16 protein-coding genes and 2 pseudogenes are annotated in these 16458 nt (G+C 60.1%); 8 read left to right on the top strand and 10 right to left on the bottom strand.

The annotated features are described in order from the left end of the window. The 3 genes and pseudogenes from RS75_RS23800 to RS75_RS27500 all read left to right on the top strand — a co-directional run. Window positions 1-251, top strand: a 251-nt coding sequence (locus RS75_RS23800) for a LuxR C-terminal-related transcriptional regulator (RefSeq protein ID WP_045025065.1), incomplete at its 5' end; no start/stop codon positions are given. A gap of 49 nt (window positions 252-300) precedes the next feature. After that, window positions 301-606: a hypothetical protein gene (locus RS75_RS25990; RefSeq protein WP_012654919.1), complete on the top strand. Its 306-nt coding sequence runs from the start codon at window positions 301-303 to the stop codon at window positions 604-606. Between the two features lie 20 nt (window positions 607-626). Beyond that, window positions 627-863, top strand: a pseudogene (locus tag RS75_RS27500) (hypothetical protein); the annotation flags it as partial. Between the two features lie 139 nt (window positions 864-1002). Here the strand turns inward: RS75_RS27500 and RS75_RS23795 are convergent. Continuing rightward, window positions 1003-1311, bottom strand: a complete 309-nt coding sequence (locus tag RS75_RS23795; RefSeq protein ID WP_012654918.1) for a transcriptional repressor TraM — start codon at window positions 1309-1311, stop codon at window positions 1003-1005. A 537-nt stretch (window positions 1312-1848) separates the two neighbouring features. Here RS75_RS23795 and RS75_RS27225 point away from each other — a divergent pair. Next, a pseudogene (locus RS75_RS27225) lies at window positions 1849-2205 on the top strand (VOC family protein). A 24-nt stretch (window positions 2206-2229) separates the two neighbouring features. Here the strand turns inward: RS75_RS27225 and RS75_RS23790 are convergent. The 5 genes from RS75_RS23790 to RS75_RS23770 form a co-directional block, all read right to left on the bottom strand. Then, window positions 2230-3561, bottom strand: a complete 1332-nt coding sequence (locus RS75_RS23790; RefSeq protein WP_234704326.1) for an LLM class flavin-dependent oxidoreductase — start codon at window positions 3559-3561, stop codon at window positions 2230-2232. Window positions 3562-3653: 92 nt separating this feature from the next. Continuing rightward, window positions 3654-4961 carry an NtaA/DmoA family FMN-dependent monooxygenase gene (locus RS75_RS23785; protein ID WP_012654916.1) on the bottom strand — a complete coding sequence of 436 codons (1308 nt, stop codon included), beginning with the start codon at window positions 4959-4961 and terminating at the stop codon, window positions 3654-3656. A 9-nt stretch (window positions 4962-4970) separates the two neighbouring features. After that, complete coding sequence (locus tag RS75_RS23780; RefSeq protein ID WP_012654915.1) at window positions 4971-5759, bottom strand: amino acid ABC transporter substrate-binding protein; 789 nt, start codon at window positions 5757-5759, stop codon at window positions 4971-4973. Window positions 5760-5777: 18 nt separating this feature from the next. Continuing rightward, on the bottom strand, window positions 5778-6476 hold the full coding sequence (locus RS75_RS23775) for an amino acid ABC transporter permease (RefSeq protein ID WP_012654914.1): 699 nt from the start codon (window positions 6474-6476) through the stop codon (window positions 5778-5780). Beyond that, window positions 6466-7233, bottom strand: coding sequence for an amino acid ABC transporter ATP-binding protein (locus RS75_RS23770; protein WP_200893666.1), 768 nt, complete (start codon window positions 7231-7233; stop codon window positions 6466-6468). Before RS75_RS23770 ends, RS75_RS23775 begins: the two co-directional genes overlap by 11 nt. A 144-nt stretch (window positions 7234-7377) precedes the next feature. Between RS75_RS23770 and RS75_RS23765 the strand changes: the two genes are divergently transcribed. Beyond that, complete coding sequence (locus RS75_RS23765) at window positions 7378-8331, top strand: LysR family transcriptional regulator (RefSeq protein ID WP_049783282.1); 954 nt, start codon at window positions 7378-7380, stop codon at window positions 8329-8331. Window positions 8332-8343: 12 nt separating this feature from the next. On the opposite strand, the gene RS75_RS23760 is transcribed toward RS75_RS23765, so the two are convergent. Genes RS75_RS23760 through traA form a run of 4 tightly spaced genes read right to left on the bottom strand, consistent with a single transcriptional unit; the run spans window position 8344 to window position 13999 of the window. Continuing rightward, on the bottom strand, window positions 8344-8973 hold the full coding sequence (locus tag RS75_RS23760) for a TraH family protein (RefSeq protein ID WP_012654911.1): 630 nt from the start codon (window positions 8971-8973) through the stop codon (window positions 8344-8346). 13 nt (window positions 8974-8986) lie between these two features. Then, a complete protein-coding gene (locus RS75_RS23755; RefSeq protein WP_012654910.1) occupies window positions 8987-10156 on the bottom strand; it encodes a conjugal transfer protein TraB in 1170 nt (389 codons plus the stop codon). A gap of 16 nt (window positions 10157-10172) precedes the next feature. Continuing rightward, the gene (gene traF / locus RS75_RS23750) at window positions 10173-10700 is read right to left on the bottom strand and encodes a conjugative transfer signal peptidase TraF (protein ID WP_045025062.1); all 528 of its coding nucleotides are present in this window, start codon (window positions 10698-10700) and stop codon (window positions 10173-10175) included. Continuing rightward, window positions 10697-13999 carry a Ti-type conjugative transfer relaxase TraA gene (gene traA, locus RS75_RS23745; protein ID WP_045025067.1) on the bottom strand — a complete coding sequence of 1101 codons (3303 nt, stop codon included), beginning with the start codon at window positions 13997-13999 and terminating at the stop codon, window positions 10697-10699. Before traA ends, traF begins: the two co-directional genes overlap by 4 nt. A gap of 260 nt (window positions 14000-14259) precedes the next feature. On the opposite strand from traA, the gene traC reads away from it, so the two are divergent. The 3 genes from traC to traG form a co-directional block, all read left to right on the top strand. Further along, complete coding sequence (traC, locus tag RS75_RS23740) at window positions 14260-14556, top strand: conjugal transfer protein TraC (RefSeq protein WP_041723940.1); 297 nt, start codon at window positions 14260-14262, stop codon at window positions 14554-14556. 4 nt (window positions 14557-14560) lie between these two features. After that, window positions 14561-14776, top strand: coding sequence for a type IV conjugative transfer system coupling protein TraD (traD, locus tag RS75_RS23735; RefSeq protein ID WP_012654906.1), 216 nt, complete (start codon window positions 14561-14563; stop codon window positions 14774-14776). Further along, the coding region (gene traG, locus RS75_RS23730) for a Ti-type conjugative transfer system protein TraG (RefSeq protein ID WP_045025060.1) at window positions 14763-16458 on the top strand (1696 nt) is incomplete at its 3' end. The genes traD and traG, both read left to right, overlap by 14 nt.

The following is a 16458-nucleotide window of genomic DNA, read 5'->3' as shown; positions in this document are numbered from 1 at the left end:
TCGGGCAGCTCCATGCCCGCATCTCCTTCCTTCGGATCACGCCCACCGCTGAAGATGCCGCATGGCTCGATCCGAAAGAGGCGACTTATCTGAGATGGATCGCCGTCGGCAAGACGATGGAGGAGATCGCGGACGTCGAGGGGGTTAAGTACAACAGTGTCCGCGTCAAGCTTCGCGAGGCCATGAAGCGCTTCGACGTCCGCAGCAAAGCTCATCTCACCGCACTCGCGATCAGAAGAAAACTGATCTGAACGGATTATGATTTTGACCGCCGCTCGCTCGGGATCCCGGAGGAATGAATTGGCAGATGGATTGCATTGCACATTGTACAGTTATTCGCCGGCAACCGCTCAGCGCAAGCAGCGCTGGCATGAAGACGGGGGTCAACGGCATTTCTATGGAACTGCAGAGGCTGCCCGCCAGGCGGTTCTCCACCTCAAGCGCGAAGTGAAGAGAGATCCTGAGCACGTGTGGGAGCCTATGCATCTCGAAAAACTAGAGATTGCCGTGCCTACGACGGACGTTCTCGTTGTCTTGCTGAACCAGGGTGTCTCGACGCTCGTCAAAAGCTGCGAAATCATCGAGACCATCGACAACATCAACTAATATGAGAACGCACAAACGACATGGTCGAGGAGCAAACGGCGGCGAGTCATAGTCTTGCATGCGAAGCTACGGCGCTGCTCGAATTGCTGGAGCAATTCAGGTTCGATGATGCGAAGCACGCGCCAACCTTCAGCAACCGCGTTCACCATTCGCCCGGCCGACGGGACTGCCTGGCGAGGGCCCCACGTGGACCCGCTTCCCGTAGCCCATGGCTCAGCGCTCCGACCGGCAAAGACCTGCTGAGAGGCGCTCTATAGACTAGTCCTGGTCCCCATACCCGCTCAATCAAGTGTGATTTCTCCCGCCGACCAGATCTCCTGAACTGCAGTCACGCACTCGGGCACGATGCGACGGCCCGAAGGTTATGGGCCGTCTAAACGGCGTTCTTGTACCAATTCAGTTCACGAGGACCTTGGGGATGAAACCAAGAATGCTGATCAGCGTATTCACGGCGCTCATCTGCGCATGCATCTCAATGCTCGCCTCTATGTAACGGATATGCTGAGGGCCGCCGGCTTCTTTTCCGGTTTTGTAGGTCTCTGGCAGACCCTGGAACAGTTCATCAGCCTTTTCCACCAACTGCCGGTGTGTCCGGATAGCAGCGATCGTGATTGCTTCCAGGTCCGCCGGAGGTAGTCCACGGGTCAGCCCAACCAATGGGCGAAGCTCGACCTTCTTCGTCAATGTTGCATCTTCCGATTCCATTCCTGACCTAACCCTGGTTTTGTCTGCGGTGCGCCCCCGCTGACGTTGAACCCTTTGAACCCAAGCCGGGGGTTAGAATCCGAGATGAATCGGCCCTGAGACCTTTAGCACCGAGGCGCCTGGACATGCGTCACAGGCCCCCGGCCACAAGGTCAGAGGGTTCCTGGCACCGTTTCGGTCAGCGCCAACCGTTCATCTGGGGATTCTAAGCCCCAACACAGCGCGTACTGCGTCGCGCTCCTTATAAGATTCATTCGAGGGCGACGCCAGTGCTGATCGGAACTGCACCAGTGCAAATCGTCACATTCGCTCGATGGCGAAAGGCAGCGACGACCTCGACGCGCATTTTCGAAGCATGTCTGTTCCCGCCTTGCGACGGGAGATCGAAGTTCTTCCTCATCCAAGGCTGACCACTGATTGCCTTTGCGAATTGCCGCCGCGTTGCGCAGAAAACTGCGCATCTGCCCGGAAGCGCCAGTACATGAGGTGGCTTCCCGAAAGGATCACCAAGCCCTTTCACATGCTGAAGCGTTATCTATCCAATCCCGTTCGTCCAAGCGATACAGAGAATTCTATGAAAGCAGTCTGGGCCTGGCGGTATTGGAGGATGTCGGCAGCTTCGTGCTCTTTGAGACAGGGTTTGCTATCCACGATGGAGCGGCGCTTGAACAGACGGTCTGGGGACAAGCTTCGGAGACGAGCGATCCGGGCGGCGGAGTCTGCTGTTGTAATTCGAGCACGACGTTATAGACGCAGCCTTCAAAAGGTTTGCGCAACACGTCGAACTGGTCCATCCCGTCGAGGGGTTAGGCCCGGGGGCAGCGCGTGTTTCGATTCTACGATCCGGATGGGCATGCGGCAGTGGTCGGAGAACCACCGATTTCGCGTCCTTAGCGAATGGCCTGTATCCCACCGATATTAATCACTCGGGACGCTAAACTGGTTCCTTGGGTGTGGCAGTCCCAATGTGTTGCGCAAGGTCGTGCCGGGATATTCGCGGCGGAAGAGACCTCGCTCCTGCAGGATCGGAACCACCTCTTCTAAAAAGAGATCGCCGTCCGCCCGGATGAACGGCGGCAGGATGACGAACCCGTCACAGGCATCGTTGCGATACCAGTACTCGAGTTGGTCAGCGACCTCAACTGGACTACCGACGGGTATGAAGAACGAAAGGCTGCCGGCATACCATTTTCCCACCTCGCCCACTGTCATTCCGTTCTCGCGGGCGTATTTCACAACATAAGTGAAGCGGCCTACGCTCCCGGTGATACGGTCTGTGATGTCAGGGAACGGGGCGTCGAGCGGGAATTCCGACAGATCGACGTTCATTGCCCCCGACATGAAAATCAGTCCGGCCTTGGGCAGAATCAGATTGCGCAACTCTTCCTGTTTGTCGAGCGCCTCCTGGCGGGTCCGGCCCACGATCGGCGCGATACCCGGCAGAACCTTGACCGCGTTCTCGCTGCGACCGAATTCGCGGACCCGCGCTTTGAAACTGCGGTAGAAGCTTTGCGCCCGCTCAAGCTGCGGGTGAACAACGAAGACGACTTCGGCATGGCGAGCCGCGATATCCTGGAATCGATCGGAGACCCCTGCCTGGATCAGAACTGGATGCCCTTGGGGCGGCCGCGGAATATTGATCGGTCCCCGGGTACGAAAGAATTCGCCTTGGTGGTCAAGGTAGTGAAACTTCGACGGGTCAGCAACGACACCACGTTCCCGGTCGAGCAAGTTGGCGCCATCCTCCCAGCTGTCCCATAGTCTTGTTACGACATCGATGAATTCGGCAGCCCGGCGATAACGTGTTTCGTGATCCAGATGGATATCGTGACCAAAATTGCGCGCCTCGCTGTTCGAGGTCGAGGTTACAAGATTCCACGCCGCACGCCCGCCGCTTATGTGGTCGACATTGGCGAACTGGCGGGCCACCGAATAGGGATTGGCGAAGGATGACGAGATGGTGCCGCCAAGACCGATCCGGTCAGTCACCGCAGCCAGAGCCGACATCAACGTTATCGGCTCTGGCTGGTTGACCAGGCGGTATTGAACGGTTTCAACGAAACTGCCGCCATAGCTGTCGTCGATCGACAGCTTGTCAGCCATGAAGATCATGTCGAGTTTGGCCGCTTCCGCGCGCTTGGCGATCCGGCGATAGAGGGGCCAGTCCGTTGAACCATTGGTCGCCGACTCGGGCAGGCGCCAACCGCCCAGATGTGTTCCGCCTTCGAGATAGAGCGCCAGATGCATCATTTTGTCCTCGTTCACTTTCTACACAGGCGCGGTGGTCGACCTACACGCTCCGATCTCCCTTTGCGCATTTCGTTTATCGAATTCGGTGTGTGCTAACGCAGCAGATCGGGGCGCGGCAGGCCGAAACGCTCCCTCAATGTCTCTTCGCCATAGTCCTTGCGGAAGACCCCGCGGTCTTGCAGCCGTGGAACGACCTCATCGAAGAAATCCTGCGCTGAGTCCGGAACCGAAGGCGGCATGATCACGAAACCATCCACGGCGCCTGCCTGATACCACCGGATAATATGATCGGCGACGTCGTCCGCTGTTCCGACAAGCGAGAAGCCCTTGCGGCCGAACCATATCGCAAAATCGCGTACGCTAAGGCCAAGCCCACGCGCCTCATCGATGATCGGCGCAAACCGCTCTCTGCGGTCAAGCTTGTTTGCGATGTCCGGAACGGGATCGGAAAGATCGTGCTGCGCCCAGTCGTAGTTCATCGTGTTCGACAAATGGGTCAACGTAGCAAGCGGATCGAGATGATCTTGCAGAAAGCGCTGCTTTTCCTCCGCCTGCGCGCGCGTCGCTCCAATAATCGGTTGAAGGCCGGGCAAAATCTTCAGGCTGTTGCGGGGGCGCCCTACCGCCTCCACCTTGTCGCGAAGCGACCGGGCATAGGAGACGCCTGCCTCCAGCGTCGGTTTTTCTGAGGCAAAGATAACATCGGCATGGCGGGCGGCCGCCTCTACGAACGCGCTCGAGCCCCCGGCCTGAATGGCGACAGGATGGCCCTGCGGGGGGCGATGCACGGTCAGCGGCCCTTTCACGGAAAACCAAGGCGTCTCAATGTCGGCATAGGCGATACGTTCGCCATGCGCGTAGATATCCGCTTCAGGAGCCAGCGCATTATCCGCCCAGCTATCCCAGAGTGTGCGGAGTGCCGGGATGAACGCGTTGGCCCTCGCATAACGTTCCGCATGGGAGGGCAACGTGGCCCCGAAGTTACGCGCTTCGCCTTCGCTTGTCGATGTGACAACGTTAAACCCAGCCCGACCGGCTGAGAGATGGTCGAGCGTGGCGATCGTTCGTGCCGCTGCAAACGGCGAGGCGAAGGAACTCGACACGGTTCCCGCCAGTCCGATGTGGCGCGTGATCGCGCTTAACGCCGAGAGCACAGCGAAGGGATCGGGCCATTCAAGAGCGCGATGTTCCACGGCGCGGGCAAAGCTCGCACCATAGATATCATCGATCGAAAGCTTGTCAGCCATGAAGATCATATCGAGTTTGGCGGCTTCCGCCTGGCGCGCCAGGTCGAGAATACGCGGCACGTCAAGGGCGCCCACTTTGCGGTCGGTCGGCACCCGCCAGCCCGCGTGATGGCATCCGGCTGGAGCCAGAAACAGGGATAGATGTAGGGACATGTCGGATCTCTACCGCTTCAGTTGAGACAAAGTAACGTCGCTGCCGAACCATTTGGTCGATATCTCGGCCAGCTTCCCTTCTGCGCGCAATTGCGCAATCGCCTTGTTGGTATCCGCAAGCAGCTTTGCGCCACGCTCCGTACGTGCGAAAGGCAGCGCGGAGATTGTTTCATTGAGCGGATTGCCGACCACCTTAAGGCCGAGGCCACGTGCCTTGATCTTGGCGAGAAGCAGGTTACGACCGGCAACCAGAGCATCGACGCGCCCTGAAACCGCCTCGCTCAGAAGAACGTCATGTCCTTCATAGGTCGACAGCGTGATCTTGCCCTCGGGGTCTAGCGCCTGCACGGCCTTGACGTAAGATGTGCCAAACTCGACGGCTACCTTCTTGCCGTAGAGGTCTTGCAATGTCTGGATATTTTCCTTGCTCTTGTCGGAAACCGCGATCGTCGCAGACTCATAAATGTAGGGTGCGCCGTAGTCATAGACATTCTGGCGCTCGGGCAGCACGGCGAAGCTTCCTATCGTGTCGACACGGCCGGTTCCCAGGCTCGCGACAACGCCGGTCCAGTCTGCTATCACCCACTCGATCTTGTAACCGCTTTTGTCGGCGACCGCGTTCAGGAAATCGACGATGAAACCCTGGAATTTGTTGTCCGAGGAAAACCACAGCGGATAGGCATCCACCGTCGCCCCCACACGAATGACCTTGCTCTCAGCTTCGGCGAGAGCCAGAGATGCCGGAAGAAGGGTAATGATGGCGAGAGCTGCCAGGATTGATCTGAATAATTTGCGCATGTCGGCTGTTTCCTTTGGTCAGGTTTCCTGCGTTACGACGGCGCCACGCAGACGGTCATAAGGTCTGTTAAGATATCTCTCCAGCCAGTCCTGGCCGAAGGTGTAGAGGATTGTGAATGCCCAGTAGACGAGGCCCGCTGCGAAATAGGCCTCGAAGAACTTGAGGTTCTCGGATGCCAGAAGCTTGCTTTGCGCCAGCACTTCGGTCACGCCCAGCGTGAAGGCGAGCGAAGAATTTTTTACGAGCCCGATAAAGATGTTGCCTGTCGGAGGGATGGCATGGCGAATGGCCTGGCGGGCGACAACGTCGGTGAAGGCCTGCACCGGAGTGAGACCGATCGAGAGCGCAGCCTCCTTTTGACCAGGGCCGACGGCTGCCAGGGCCGCGCGAAAAATCTCGGCAAGATAGGCGGCCGTATGTAGGCCGAGGCCAATGATCACAGCATTGACGGGCGAAATGCCAAGTGCAGCCGGGAAGAGTTGAGGCAGGCCGAAATAGATGATGAGCAGTTGCACGAGAACGGGTGTGCCACGGAAAAACGAAATATAAACGCGTGCGATCGCTGCGGTTAGCCGATTGGCTTGCAGCATGACCGACAGGCCAAGGCCAAGCGCCGCCGCAATGATCATCGCGACGACGGAAATATAGATCGTGATGGGCAGGTAATAGAGAATGCTCGGAATGATCCGAAACATATAGTAGACATCAAAGGTCATATTGGGCGGATCCGGTGACTGTGTTTCTCATAAAGCGACCGATCTCCGGCGCTTGCCCTGTCCGGACTTCCGCCGGTGTGGCGGTGGTGCGAATGCGTCCGCCTTCCATCAGGACAATGCGATCAGCAATCTCGAGCGCGAACTGGATTTCATGCGTGACGATCAGCATGGTGACGCGCTGCCGTGCAAGCTTGCGGATCACGGCCAGAACCTCGTCTACGGAAGCAGGATCCAGCGCCGAGGTTGGCTCGTCCATCAGAACCACGGCCGGTTCCAGGGCGGTGGCGCGAGCTATGCCAACACGCTGCTGCTGACCGCCGGAAAGATGAGCCGGATAGCGTGCCTCATAACCCGCGAGGCCAACAGCGGCCAGCGCCGCGCTGGCCTTCGTCTCAGCGTCCGTCCGCGACAGTCGTTTCACCTTACGCAAGCCAAGCGCGATGTTGTCCGCAGCGGTTCTGTCGGGAAACAGGAAATGCGATTGAAACACCATTGCAGTCTGCCGGCGAACCGCGAGGATACCGCGACCATCGCGCCGCGCCCCTCCGTCATACGTCTGGCCGTTGATCTCAATACGCCCGCTATCGGGCAATTCAAGCAAGTTCAGGCTACGCAGCAGGGTCGATTTCCCGGATCCGCTCTGTCCCACCAGACATAGTATCTCCCCGTGCGCAACTGACAGGTCGATCTCATGCAGGACCTTCGTCTTGCCGAAAGATTTGGAGAGTTTGTCGACCTTGATCATTCGTCTTGCCACCGGTTCATTTCCCGGTTGGCAAGATAGCGATTTTCATGCAGAATTCGCAAGCAATGAAAACCTTAGTTACACAAAATGAAAACTATATTCCTTCGGAAGACGAGCTGACAAAATCACCGTTCTCCCGAGGCCTCTCTCCGAAGGATGGATTTCCGCGTATTTGAGCGGTACGACGACAAAAAAGGGGACCGGATGCGAATCGAGGACATAGAAGCCTTTGTCACTGTTATTCGAAGCGGATCTTTGGGAGCGGCCGCCCACATACTCGGGATTTCGCAGGCGACGATGTCTCGTCGTATCCAGAGCCTCGAAGAAAGTTGTGGTGCACCACTTCTTGACCGTTCGACCCGCCCGGCTGCTTTGACTGCACGCGGCGAAAAGATTGCCGCAATCTGTCATCGTATCCTGGAGGAAACGCAGACCCTGCGTGTCCTTCTGGCCGAGGACCATCAGGTAAGCGGCGACTTGCATATTGGGTTGAGCCCGCATCTCGCAGAATTCGCGGCCTTTCAGATTTTTCGATCGGCAAATGAAATCTGGGGGGAACGTCTTCGGCCAGCCATAGCAACAGACACTGCGCCCGCGCTGATCCGCAGTGCCGCGCAAGGTGCGCTCGATCTCGCGCTGGTCGTCATGCCGGGTAGCAGTGTTGTGCCGCAGCATCTGCGTAGCGAATGCCTCCTGCGCAGCGACCTGATTGTCGTCGGCAGGCTGGAAGACTGGTCCGGCAAGTCTTCAGATCTGGCCAGTTGCTCGGCGCGGGGCTGGGTACTCAATCCCGACGGATGTGGATTTCGGTCCATGTTGATCGCGGCGCTTCAGGAGCAGAACCTGCCATTTACGCTTCGCCTTGCAGCTTTCGGCTCGGAGTTACAGCTCGCCAGCGTTGCAGCCGGCGCGGGCCTTGGACTCGTGCCCCGCTTTACGCTCGAAAAATCATCCTTCCGCGATCGACTGATGGCAATCAAGCTGCACGACTTTCACCCCACATTGGCACTACACGCCATACAGCGCGACGAGCGCAGTCGCGTCCAGGAAGCTTTGGACGTCATTGTCGGAATCGTTCGAAGCGCTCTGTCTGAGCAAGCGCCATCCTGACCGGTCTATCGTCTACTGGCGGCCTGCCCCTATGCCGGAAAGGTCGACGCGTATGCCCGCATTGTTCGGATCGGTTGCCGCCGCATCACGCGCCGAAGCCCCGGCGGCGGGAATTACCTTATCGTCTCCCGAGCCGACGGTTTCGGTCTCGTTCGCCGGCGGTGGCTCGTCCAGCTTCACCTCGGAAGGATCTGGTGCGCGAAACACCGCCGTTCCCTCGAAGTACCCGGTTTGCCAGGCAATGATCGCATCGTCGAACACCTGCGGCAGCACTTCCTTCTGGGTTGGATTGCCGTACCATTTGGTGACGATCCGATAGACCTTGGCGAAGAGTGCCGTGCCCATGCGGATGTTCTCGCAAGCATCGACCAGGTTCGGCTTCATCTGGCCCGCCTCCACGATGCCGAGCCCGGCAGGATATTGTGTGATCCCGACGCGAACGGTATTGCGACCGAGGTTGTCTCGGATCAGCGCCAACGCTTTCTCCGCCGTCTTCGCCCTGGGCACCAGTACGACGCGGTTTCCGGAGCGGACCGCGACTGCGAGCGGGTCCGGTGCCCCTGCCCGCTCGATGAACTGTTCGACGATCGCCGGCTTCAGCCCGGGATCGCTGCATTCCTTGATGAGGGCGGCATCGACCATCGCGAACAACTCCTTATCTGTTGAAAGCCGTGACGACGGGCAGTCCGAACAGTTTTGCCCAGCCGACCACGCTCGCGTTCTGAATGGCGACGATCGTTGTTCCCGACGTCCACCATCCATTGCCCGTGGCGACGATTGCGGTAGGGGAATGCAGCATCGACTGCAGGATCGGCCAGAGGAGGAGCTGCTCGTAGCAGATCAGCACGGCAACCTTCTGGCCTTCAGTATCCACGACTGGATTACCGTACAGGTTGGCGCGGGCTCCACCGCCCTGCCCGGTCCATGCCCGCCATGGCTGCCACATGGACACCGGGACCGGCATGCGTTCGCGATAGAGAATTCGTGCTTCGTCAGCCGAAATCTCGACCATGACATTGTCGTAGCCGCCCGGATCAATGACAGCCGCGCCGGCGATCACAGTGAGCTCCGAGCCTCGCAAGCTCTGACGCCACACTCTCTCGACCGTCGGTGTCCAGAAGCCGAGTGCGCTTTCGGGAAGGACGACGAAGCGGATTTTCACTGATGCCGCCGCGCGCACCGTTGCGATCAGGTCACGGTGATAGTCGAGCGTGCTGTCTCGTCCGAGGCTCTCGCCTTGTTCGAGGTCGACGCCCTTCCATCCCTCGGGTATATCAGGTGATGTCCACGTGGCAGTGGACCAGAGCCACAACCCTCCCAGAACGATGGCGGTTGCCGGCCAATATCGCGATGTCATCATCGCGAGGCCGGCTGTCATCGCGGCTAGCCCCCACCATCCCCATCCCGGAAAGAGCACACCAGTAGCGGTGAGCGGATGTGCCCAGCCGGTTATGCCGAGGGGCGGCACGCCTAAGAGCATCGCCGCCGCCAGATAGCGCGCCGCCATTGCCATTCCAGTTCGACCTTCTACCGGAGACTTGCCATCCGGTCGCGCCTTCCAGAGCGCCGCATGGACGCCGGCGAAGGAGAGCGAAGCAGCTGCCCAAAGCAGAAGCCCAGGCCAGAGATCGGCGGCATAGAAGTTGGCGACGCCCTGCGGCAGCCCACGCGAGGCGGCCAGAAAATATCCGGCCGACACAAGCACCGCCGTCAGCCGCGACGGCGACATCGCCCATAGCGCCGGAAACAACACAGCGACCGGAAGGGTAAGGACATGACCACTCCAGGCAGTCCAGCCGCAAGCGACAGATGCGGCGATGAGCAGGCAGGATCGCCGCCAGTTATGGATCGAAAGTGAGGACCGGCCGCGCCAGGCCGAGAAGGCCCGTGTCGGGAACCGGTCCAAAATACCGACTATCATAGGAGCTCGCAAAGGATGAGTGAAGGAACAGGTTTTTCGGTGGCACGATGCCGGTTTTGAACGGTGTGATCGGCCTGCCCTCGCCATCGCTCGCTCGAACGATCGATGAGGCGAGAGGCTTGCGGTCGACAGTGACATTCGCGCCGATCTCGACATGCTGTCCGGGAAGTGCCGCCACTGTCTTGATCAGCGGCGCAAAGCCACTGGGGCAGAGGCCACGCCTGACATAGCCGCGGCGCCGTGCTTCCTCGAATGGCGCGGTCGGCGGTGGGCAGATGAACACGAGATCGCCGGATTTGACCGGACGCTGCAGGGTCACGATACGCCAGAGCCCAAGCGGCTCGCTCGGTGTCAGGTTCAATCGAAAGCCGCCGAAGTATGCGATTGCCGCCAGAGCGGCGATCGTCCCACCCGCGCCGGCCAGGAACAGGAGAAGCCGCCGGCTCATTGCTTCATCACCGGCGTCTGGCGCTGGGCGAGACGAAGATCTTCGGCCTGCCGCAGGGTCTGGACGGTGCGTTCGTGAGCGGCGAGTTGCTGGGACGTGCGCATGATCGGCCAGGCTTCCTTCAGACGCTCCTTCTGCTCGGGCTGCATCCCGTCGGAGAGTTTGTCGAAGAGCTTTCCGGAGGGTTCGCGCGCGGCATTGGTGAGCAGTGTGCGTTCCCCGAACCGCTGGCTGACAGCTTGGTTGAACCCGTCAATTTCCAGTTTGGTTTCCCGATTGCTCAATGCATAGGCCATGGCCGCCGGCAGATCGTTGCGGTCGATCGCATCACGCACGCGCTCCAGCACCACATGTGCTGCCGGTGACAGCGCCGGAATGTCGATGGAAACGCGCTGACGCAATACCTGCTCTTCCGTCTGCAGCTTCTGCGCGGCAGTTTCGCGCATCCGCAGATACTGCTCGAGATCGCGCTTCAGGGCGGGCACGTTGACCTCCGCCACCCGGCGAGACTCGCGATCAGCCTTGCTGGCGAGGATCCCGGTCTTGCCTTTCAGCGGCCCGATCGACGCCGGATCGGTCTCGACCTTCTGCAACGCCTGACGCGCGATCTCCTTGTTGGCGAGAACATCGTCGAAGTTCATCGCCCGGAATGCCGTTTCGGGATCGGCGAAGACGTAGCGGAACCGCGCGGAGACTTCTTCCCATTGTTGCTTCAGGGCGGGATCTGCGCCGAGCCTGTCACCGACTGTGTCAGCGACAGAACCGGTGAATGTCTTGATGCCTGCGACCATGGGCGCAGCCTCCTTCATAGTTTGGGTTTTCGGGGGATGGTGCAGACCGAGACGCTCTGCAAAGACAGCAAGGCGCTGGCCGAGATCGACCAATTTCGTCTTCTGGCGCAGCGTCCAGTCGAGCCGGTCGCGCACGAGCGTGCGGGCCACCTGGACGATGTTAAGGCCGCGACTTTCCGCAAACCGCAGCGCCTCGCGGTAAAGCTTTCCGCGCTCGTAATCGAGCGTGGTCTCCTTGGCTTGTCTTCGGGAGAGTACCTTGGCCAGGCCGCCGTTAAAGGCGAAGGATCGGTGGCCGTAATAAAGCTGCAGATCCTCGCGATGGCGGGTCATCGCCACATAGGTCAGATGCCGGTCCAGCGAGAGGCTTGCCAAGACCTTCACGCGGTCGACGGTAGCGCCTTGCGATTTATGGATCGTCGTGGCGTAACCATGATCGAGATTGCGGTAGAAGCGTTGCTCGACGATGACCTGCCGGCGCTGATCACCCTCTCCGACGACAGCAACGATCCTGTTCGGTGCGGCCTCGATGACATGAGCGATCATGCCGTTCTTGACGCCGAGCGAGGTCTCGTTCTTCAAGAAGACGATCTGGTCGCCCACGTCGAATTGGCGAATACCGTCAGCCGTTTTAAAGACATGGCCCTCACCGACAATGCCGCGTTCAACGAGTTTTTCGCGGGCCATAATGTTCAGCATCCGAACGTCGCGGCGCAGATGCGCGAGGATCAGCGTTGTCTTCGTCTGATCGTAATCGTGGTTCCAGTCACCGATGAGCCGCTCGACCGCCTCGGCCTTGAGGCGCGTTCCCGTGATCCTGACATTGGCATCATAGGCGGTCAGCGCCTTTTCCACGTTGCCTCGCGCCAGGTCGAGTGACGCCTTGCGCATCCAGTCCTCGCGCTGGCGATAGATTGTCTCGAGTTCGGCATAACCTATGCGGTCAACGATGGCGCGGAAGGCAGCGCCCGCCTCGATCGGCTGGAGCTGTTCGGGATCGCCGACCAGAACGATCTTGGCACCTGCCCTGACGACGGCATCGACAAAGCCGGCCATCTGCTTCGACGCGACCATGCCCGCTTCGTCCATGACGAAGACTGTCTTGTCATTGAGAGCGTCACGACCACGGTTCCAGCGCAGCTCCCACGACGCGAGCGTGCGGCTCTGGATCCCGGCCTCCTTTTCCAGACCCTCCGCCGCCTTGCCGGCGAGCGCTCCGCCGACCACACGATATCCGGCCAGTTCCCACGCCTCGCGGGCAGCTTTCATCATCGTGGTCTTGCCGGCGCCGGCACGTCCAACCACGGCCGCGATCCGGGCGGGACCGGCGATCCGCTCGATCGCGGTTTTCTGCTCCTGCGACAACCGCTCATGCCGCCGGAACGTTGCGTCCAGAGCAGCTTCAAAGACAGCATGACCGTCCCGGTTCGACAGCCACAAAGCCTGTCGCACCATCGTCGCTTCCAGCCGGATCATCGCCCGGGTCGAATAACGGGCCGGCAACTTTTCTCCGGTCGCGAACTCGATCGTGTCACGCTGTAAACGCAAGACTTCCGGATTCAGGATGATGCGTAACATCAGTTGCTGGAAGACAGTCGGGTCATCGACATAACGATGCAGAACCTTGGCGACATCGCGCTCATCGAAGACGCTCTTCTCGCGGGTGATAAGATCAACCACGATGCCCGGATTGCGAAGAATACGGCGGGCATTCTCGCTCCGCCGCTCTTCGTTCAATTCGATGCGCTCAAGCTCTGGCCGGACGCCCTGCTCCTGCGCCTTGCGCTCGATCGCCTTGGCGCCAACGCCGAGATGGATCGTCGGTTCGAGCTCGATACCCTGCCTCTCGTAGGAACGGCCGTCGATACGGAGATCGATGCCGCCGAGCGCCAGGTGATGGTTCAGCCGCTCGAACCATCCATCGCGCAGGACGTTGAAGTCGTCGGTCGAACCCGCCCAGAGCTCATAGAGGATTTTCCCGGACTTCGTGCGGACCGGCTGGCCGTCCTCGCCGATGACCGCCACCTTCTTCGATCCGAACCCGTCCTCGGTCAGCGGACGCAATGTGGTCATCAGATGGATATGCGGATTGCCGGGATTGTCATGATAAACCCAATCGGCGACCATACCTTTTGCGAGGATATGCTTCCCAACGAAATCCCGCACCAGGGCGATGTTCTGCTCGGACGAAAGCTCCAGTGGAAGCGCTATGGTCAGGTCGCGAGCGAGCTGCGCATCGGACCGCTTCTCGAAAGCCTCGACCTTGTTCCAGAAGGCTTCCGAAGCTCCGGCAACAGAGCGGTCAGCAATCAACGCGCGGACCCATTTCGGGGCATCGGCCGGGAGCATGAATTCCTCATGCACCAGACCTTGCTTACGGGTGTAGTCGACGGTGCGGGCCTCGCGCTCGTATTCCATCTTCGCGCAGTGCCGGTAGGCCGCAGACAGCACCACACTGCGGCCGCCGCCGCGGCTGACGATGCTGGCTGAGAAGTGGGCGATGGCCACGGCGGTAAAAGCTCCCGGTTTGAACGTCATTCGTCGGGAGCGGTCAGGCCATGGTCGGCCCCTGTTTGGGGTCCTACGCAAGGCGTCGCGTCAGCGACGTATAATTGCGCCCTTGGAAGCCGCTCCTTCGGAACGGCCGGGATCATCCACCAAAGCGTGCGATCTGCCGATGTGCAGATCTGCACATTCCCTTTCGTGACATCCGGAGGAATTCTGGCGTCGCGAGTGCAACGCCAGAATCTCAAGGAGAACCAACCGGAATGAAAAAACCCTCGTCGAAGATCAGGGAAGAAATCGCCAGATTGCAGGACCAGCTGAAACAGGCCGAAACACGCGAGGCCGAGCGCATCGGGCGGATCGCGCTAAAGGCCGGGCTTGGGGAAATCGAGATCGAGGAGGCCGAGCTTCAGGCAGCCTTCGAGGACGTCGCCAAACGGTTTCGCGGAGGCAAGGGCTCGGCGACCGGAAAGAGACAAGCCGGAGACAGCCGGACCGGTAGCGAGCCGTCCGCGGCGCTCGCGTCTGGCGCGGATGAAGGCGGGTCTGGTGAGGCTTGAGCGGATGGCAAAGTCGATGACGTCAGACGCACGCAAGAAGGACACCCGCGAAAAAATCGAACTCGGAGGGCTGATCGTGAAAGCCGGGCTGCGCTACGAGAAGCGGGCGCTGCTGCTCGGGCTGTTGATCGACGGCGGCCGCCGGCTCAAAGGCAATGAGGCCGAGCGGTCACGTTTGACTGCCCTCGGCGCGGAGGCGTTCGGCCATGACGGTGAATAGGCTTTTGCTGTTGATCCTGCCGGCAATCATAATGTTCGCGGCGATGTTCGCGACATCCGGGATGGAGCAGCGACTGGCGGCATTCGGAACGTCCCCGCAGGCGAAGCTGATGCTGGGACGCGCCGGGCTCGCGCTCCCCTACATCGCTGCGGTGGCGATCGGCATAATTGGCCTCTTCGCCGCGAACGGATCGGCCAACATCAAGGCCGCCGGTCTGAGCGTGCTTGCCGGAAACGGCGTGGTCATCACCATCGCAACACTGCGCGAGGTAATCCGCCTGAATAGCATCGCAAGCAGGGTGCCTGCCGAACAATCGGTTCTGGCCTACGCCGATCCGGTGACGATGATCGGCGTAGGCATTGCCTTCATCTGCGGAATGTTCGCGCTGCGTGTCGCGATCAAGGGAAATGCCGCCTTCGCAACAACAGCGCCCAAACGGATCGGCGGCAAGCGGGCTGTGCATGGCGAGGCCGACTGGATGAAGATCCAGGAGGCGGCAAAACTGTTTCCCGAACCGGGCGGTATCGTCATCGGAGAGCGCTATCGGGTTGATCGCGACAGTGTTGCCGCCATGCCGTTTCGCGCTGACGATCGAAAAAGCTGGGGCGCTGGCGGCAAGTCGCCGCTGCTCTGCTTCGACGGTTCCTTCGGATCATCGCATGGCATCGTCTTCGCCGGCTCCGGCGGTTTCAAGACGACATCGGTGACGATCCCGACCGCGCTCAAATGGGGCGGCGGGCTTGTCGTTCTGGACCCGTCAAGCGAGGTCGCGCCGATGGTCTACGAGCACCGGCGTCAGGCCGGCCGAAAGGTGATCGTGCTCGATCCGACAGCCGTCGGTGTCGGCTTCAACGCCCTCGACTGGATCGGCCGTCATGGCAATACCAAGGAAGAGGATATCGTCGCCGTCGCCACATGGATCATGACCGACAACCCGCGGACGGCATCCGCCCGCGACGACTTCTTCCGCGCTTCCGCCATGCAGCTCCTGACGGCGCTGATCGCCGACGTGTGCCTGTCAGGGCACACGTCGGCGGAAGACCAGACGCTGCGCCGTGTCCGCGCCAACCTGTCCGAACCGGAACCCAAGCTGCGCGCGCGTCTGACGAAGATCTACGAAGGTTCTGAATCCGACTTCGTGAAGGAGAATGTGTCGGTCTTCGTCAACATGACGCCGGAGACGTTTTCCGGTGTTTATGCTAATGCGGTGAAGGAAACCCATTGGCTGTCCTATCCCAACTATGCCGGACTTGTATCGGGCGACAGCTTTTCGACCGACGATCTCGCCGACGGCGGAACGGACATCTTCATCGCGCTCGACCTGAAGGTGCTGGAAGCCCATCCCGGCCTCGCGCGTGTCGTCATCGGCTCGCTGCTCAACGCGATCTATAACCGCAACGGCAATGTGAAGGGTCGCACCCTCTTCCTGCTCGACGAGGTGGCGCGTCTCGGCTACCTGCGCATCCTCGAAACCGCCCGCGACGCAGGCCGCAAATACGGCATCATGCTGACGATGATCTTCCAGTCGCTCGGCCAGATGCGCGAGGCGTATGGCGGGCGTGATGCGACCAGTAAATGGTTCGAATCCGCATCGTGGATTTCGTTTGCGGCAATTAACGATCCCGATACCGCCGACTATATCTCGAAGCGCTGTGGAGACACCACCGTCGAGGTCGACCAGA

Source organism: Rhizobium nepotum 39/7, from assembly GCF_000949865.1.
Classification (GTDB): Bacteria; Pseudomonadota; Alphaproteobacteria; order Rhizobiales; family Rhizobiaceae; genus Agrobacterium; species Agrobacterium nepotum.
Note: the sequence above shows the minus strand (reverse complement) of the source record. Positions and strands in the feature narration are given on the sequence as shown.